4 protein-coding genes are annotated in these 5,053 nt (G+C 32.2%); 3 read left to right on the top strand and 1 reads right to left on the bottom strand.

All coding sequences use genetic code 11. The features are described 5' to 3' along the window. Positions 1–134 precede the first annotated feature (134 nt). Positions 135–866 (bottom strand): TIGR04283 family arsenosugar biosynthesis glycosyltransferase, encoded by a 732-nt coding sequence (locus AFK68_RS11055; protein ID WP_094672761.1) that lies wholly within the window; start codon positions 864–866, stop codon positions 135–137. Between the two features lie 529 nt (positions 867–1,395). On the opposite strand from AFK68_RS11055, the gene AFK68_RS11050 reads away from it, so the two are divergent. The 3 genes from AFK68_RS11050 (at position 1,396) to AFK68_RS11040 (ending at position 4,795) form a co-directional block, all read left to right on the top strand. Beyond that, on the top strand, positions 1,396–1,866 hold the full coding sequence (locus tag AFK68_RS11050) for a tetratricopeptide repeat protein (protein WP_094672759.1): 471 nt from the start codon (positions 1,396–1,398) through the stop codon (positions 1,864–1,866). Between the two features lie 453 nt (positions 1,867–2,319). Next, entirely contained in the window at positions 2,320–3,180 is an 861-nt protein-coding gene (ubiG, locus tag AFK68_RS11045) for a bifunctional 2-polyprenyl-6-hydroxyphenol methylase/3-demethylubiquinol 3-O-methyltransferase UbiG (protein WP_143437777.1), read from the top strand. 724 nt (positions 3,181–3,904) lie between these two features. Beyond that, entirely contained in the window at positions 3,905–4,795 is an 891-nt protein-coding gene (locus tag AFK68_RS11040; RefSeq protein WP_168186408.1) for an alpha/beta fold hydrolase, read from the top strand. Positions 4,796–5,053 lie beyond the last annotated feature (258 nt).

Raw genomic sequence — 5,053 nt, 5'->3', positions numbered from 1 at the left:
AATTATCAATTATCAATTATCAATTATCAATTATCAATTATCAATTATCAATTATCAATTATCCATTATCAATTATCAATTATCAATTATCAATTATCCATTATCCATTATCCATTATTAATTAGAAATCTCTTTCAACGAATATCTTGATAAAAACGTTTAAGAAAAGTAGGTGAGACACCAAAACCCCATAAAAAACCAATAAATAGATAAATCAAATTTGCTTGGAAAACTCCCCACTTAGCCACACGGCGATCGCTAGTATGTACGAACTGATTTACTAAATAAATTTTTCCATATTTGATTAACTTCAAACATAAGTCAGCATCCTCCATAATCGGTAGATTAGTATCAAAACCCGCTACTTTCCAAAAATCTGCACGACGACAGAAAATTACTTGGTCTCCAAATAAAATTCGCAAACCTTTAAAGAACAAATGGGGACGAAAAATTAGAGGAGCATAAAAAGTTTTGAGATAATTATGCAAGGAAGTACCCCAGCGAGTAGTTTCGGAATTACCCATAATCGAAATAAATCCACCACCAACAATATTTTGATTTGCCAAAGTTTGGGAAATTATAGAAATAAAGTCATTAGGTACTATAGTATCTGCGTGGAGAAAACAGAGAATTTCTCCTGTTGCTATTTTAGCGCCTAAATTCATTTGTATGGAACGTCCACGTTGAGGAGAATAAATAACAGGAACTCCAAAGGAAAGAGCAATAGAAACTGTTTCATCTTCGCTGTAACTATCTACTACTAATATTTCTTTTGGTGGAGGGTTAAGTAAAGAAAGATTTTTGAGAGTAAGTGGTAGACAAGTTGCTTCATTGAGAGTAGGAATAATAATGGAAACATTGAGCATAGATTTATTGATATATTGCAAATTTAGTAGTAGGCATTTAGTTGTTATTGATCAGCTTATAGCTTTTGCAGTTCGAATTAGTATTCAGAGATTCAGGAAGAATTAAAAGTATCAAAAAACATCAGTTAAATGTATAATTTATCGACCTACCTCCCTCATTAAAAAGCTGAATACCCAGATTGAGTAAACTAATAGTTTTCGNGCTTATAGCTTTTGCAGTTCGAATTAGTATTCAGAGATTCAGGAAGAATTAAAAGTATCAAAAAACATCAGTTAAATGTATAATTTATCGACCTACCTCCCTCATTAAAAAGCTGAATACCCAGATTGAGTAAACTAATAGTACAATTATAAAGTCAGATTATATAACAATCCTATTTTGGTTCTATAGAAAATATCTGATAAAAAGGAAACAGTAGAGAAAGTGTCGTAAGTGGGGGAATAAATTAAAAAAGAGATATCTTCACCATTGCAATCCAGGACTACCAATTAAATTAATTTTGTACAGGTACTTATTACAACTAAGATTATGGATAAATCATCAATTAAAGCATTACTGGAAGACTTAAAAAATTCTGATGAATTGATTAGGAATAAAGCCACGGGTGAACTATGGAGAATTTGGTTTGAAGAAAAAGGTGTTGCTGGTTTAGAAGCAATTAGACGTTCAGAACATTGGTTACAAGTTGGAGTAATTGAGGAGGCAGAGGCAATTTTAAATAAATTAATTGAGGATTTGCCAGATTTTGGAGAAGCTTGGAATCGAAGAGCAGTTCTTTATTATACTTTAGGAGAATATAGAAAGGCAGCAAAAGATTGTGAGATGGTGGTAAAATTGAATCCTTTTCATTTTGGAGCTTGGCATGGTTTAGGATTATGTTATGTAGGATTGGGAGAATATCGAGAAGCTATTTTAGCTTTTAAAAAAGCTTTAGAAATTCAGCCTTATGCTATTCAAAATCAAAGGTTAATTTTGGAATGTACGGCGAGGTTGAGCTAGAAATATTTTCATTAATGGATAATGGATAATTGATAATTAATAATTAGCTCTTCTGTCATATAAGGATTGGCTAAAAGGAAGTTTTTTCTTCTCTTGGTTGATTGAATATGGCGTTTTGCTAGCGAAAGCTTTCCTATCGGAATGCTCCACAAAGGCTTTATATCATGTCCGGTTGAATAGTTATAAATAAAAAGGGAGGAGTCAGGAGGCAAGAGGGGATAAAAAAAGTATATGTATGAGAAAGTTTTTTTATCACTAATTATCCGGACATGAAAAACTTAGTTTTGCGCTAGCTAAACGACCGCTTTTTCTCTTTAAATAGAAAGTTTTATAGTTTAATTTTTCGGTAAGCATTCAACTTTTAGCATTCAGCTTTCAGCAATATTTTTGAGATTTTTTTGATAAAAACAGCTTAATTGNCAAATGGGTTCTATTTAAAAACAGAGGAGGGAGATGGGGAGATGGCAAGATGGGGAGATGGCAAGATGGGGTGTATTAGATATATCCCAAAAATCCACCCGAAAAAATGAATGGTGGGATAATAATTCTAAAATTTATGCTCTTTATTATCTTAATCAACCTAGGTTTAAATTTTTTGATAGATATATCCCTAATTGGCAAGGATTAAAAGTTTTGGATGTTGGTTGTGGAGGTGGTTTTTCATGTGAATTTATGGCAAAAAAAGGAACTATAACTTATGGTATTGACTCTTCGGCAAAATGTATAGAAGCTGCTCAAAGACATAGTTGTGAAAATAGCTTGGATATTAACTATAAAGTCGGGGTTGCTGAAAGTTTGCCTTATCAAAATAATACTTTTGATGTTGTAGTTTGTGTGGATGTTTTGGAACACGTTTCTAATTATCGTCAAGTTGTTTCAGAAATATATAGAGTGTTGAAACCTGGTGGTATTTTTTTCTATGACACGATAAATAGAAATTTTCAATCTCGATTTGTGATGATTTGGTTGATGGAAAATTTATTACGATTAATTCCTTTAGGGGTTCACGATTGGAATAATTTTATTCAACCAGAGGAGTTAAAAGAGTTGATGTTTTCTTTGGATTTTGTTGAGATAGAGATGAAAGGTTTTGATTTGTTTGGAGAAATAGGTTCTGTTTTAGGAGATTTGAATATGTTCAGAAAAAATCTGAAGTTAGATAGGTCGTTACAAGTATTTATTCGGAAGTTAGTACAAGTCTGGAAGGCAAATGTTATTAACTATCAGATATATCAAAAAACTGGCTCTTTTCAAGTTAGTTTAAATGAGGATATGTCAATTATGTATATTGGTAAGGCAAGAAAAATAGAGTAGTGCGTCAAGGAAGTGTGGGGAGTGTGGGAAGTGTGGGAAGTGTGGGGAGACCTCCCAACATTTGGAGGAATAATTGTACTTGTAAGATAACAATGGCAAAAAACCTTCTACATCGGACATGATATTACTTATCCGATATTTTACGCTCTGCACAACCAAAAATGGAAGGTTCATTAATTGATAATGAATAATTGATAATAGACATCTCCGAAAAATAAATATGATTTGCTGAAAAAGTCTTTTTTAAGGAGTAGGGAAGTAATTTTTTTTGCTCATCTTTTCCCCAAAATGCACTCCTTTTTAAGCATAAATAGCTGAAAAAATAGGTAATTTTTCCAGACCGAAAAAGGCTAAAACCTTTCTCTATAAATGGTTTTCTATTTAATCAGCAAGCCCTAAATCAACCTTTTAGTTATATTAGCTAAAGAAAGAAAAATTCACCATAAAAAATAATTTTTACTGACTTTTTCGTAAAAATATCTTACCGAATAATTAAGGTTTAAAGCCAACTAGATCAAGAGAAACAATGAATTTATTTTCCTTTTATTCAATCCTCTTCCTTTGAGGGAGAGGTAATTATCAATTATCCATTATCAATTATCCATTATTGAACTATTCCCTGTTCCCTGTTTTTATCGTAAACTAAGAAAAGCTGATAGCTGACGGCTGAATGCTGACAGCTAAACTATCAGTCAGAATCAATCAAAAATTTTAATCAATGCCCATGTTTCCTGATTTTTTGCCAAAATTAACTGAAAGTCTGACCGAATCTACATCTATTTCTTTTGCTCAAAATATTGAGTATAAATCAATTTATACTCCTCTCATTTCTGAGCAAATTAATACAACTTTTTTATCCGAAGGTCAGGGTGATACTCCAATTTTATTACTGCATGGTTTTGATAGTTCCATTTTTGAATTTCGTCGCCTTTTACCATTACTTGCTACTCAATATCAAACTTGGACAGTAGATTTATTGGGGTTTGGTTTTACAGATAGATTACCTAATTTAAAAGTTAATCCAGGAGCGATCGCTACTCATCTTTATTCTTTCTGGAAAACTTTGATTGACCAACCTGTTATTTTAGTAGGTGCTTCTATGGGTGGTGCTGCTGCTATTGATTTTACTCTGACTTACCCAGAAGTTGTGAAAAAATTGGTATTAATTGATAGTGCTGGATTGAAAAATAATCCGATTATTAGTAAGTTTATATTTCCTCCACTTGACTATTTTGCTACAGAATTTTTGCGTCGTCCCCAGGTTCGAGAAAATATTAGTCGTAGTGCTTATTTTGATAAAAGTTTTGCGACTTTGGATGCTAATATTTGTGCTAGATTACATCTAGAAATGCCAGGTTGGAATCAAGCTTTAATTTCTTTTACTAAAAGTGGTGGCTATGGTAATTTTAAACAAAAATTGGATTTAATTCAGCAGCAAACTTTGATTTTATGGGGAGAGAATGATAAGATTTTAGGCACTGGTGACGCTGCTAAATTAGAGAAGGCGATCGCTAATTCTCAACTGATTTGGATTCCTAATTGTGGTCATGTTCCTCACTTGGAAAAATCCCAAGTTACTGCTAATTATATTCTTGATTTTATTACAGACAATTAGTGAGATATTTCTGAAATAATTCTTCTGAATTACTAATTTTTATCAAAATTGATTCACAGTTTTGAGCAAGATTAGGTTCGGCTTTAATACAATCAATAAAGTTAAGTTGACTAAATTTTTACAGATGGTTTTCAAAAGCACTCAAGACTTGTTTTTTCGGAGCAATTTTGATTTGTAGTCCAGATATACATCGCTACCTGCCTCAAATTCCCCCTGTTGTATTAAGGTTTCTACGAGTGCATCTATTTCAGCACTATC

The sequence above is a fragment of the Hydrocoleum sp. CS-953 genome (genome assembly GCF_002260545.1).
Classification (GTDB): domain Bacteria; phylum Cyanobacteriota; class Cyanobacteriia; order Cyanobacteriales; family Microcoleaceae; genus Trichodesmium.
This window is presented reverse-complemented; position numbering and strand designations above follow the sequence as displayed.

Coding starts and splice junctions, on each gene's coding strand:
- ubiG (WP_143437777.1), top strand. CDS start 2,320: ATGGGGAGATGGCAAGATGGGGAGATGGCAAGATGGGGTGTATTAGAT.
- AFK68_RS11050 (WP_094672759.1), top strand. CDS start 1,396: ATGGATAAATCATCAATTAAAGCATTACTGGAAGACTTAAAAAATTCT.
- AFK68_RS11055 (WP_094672761.1), bottom strand. CDS start 866: ATGCTCAATGTTTCCATTATTATTCCTACTCTCAATGAAGCAACTTGT.
- AFK68_RS11040 (WP_168186408.1), top strand. CDS start 3,905: ATGTTTCCTGATTTTTTGCCAAAATTAACTGAAAGTCTGACCGAATCT.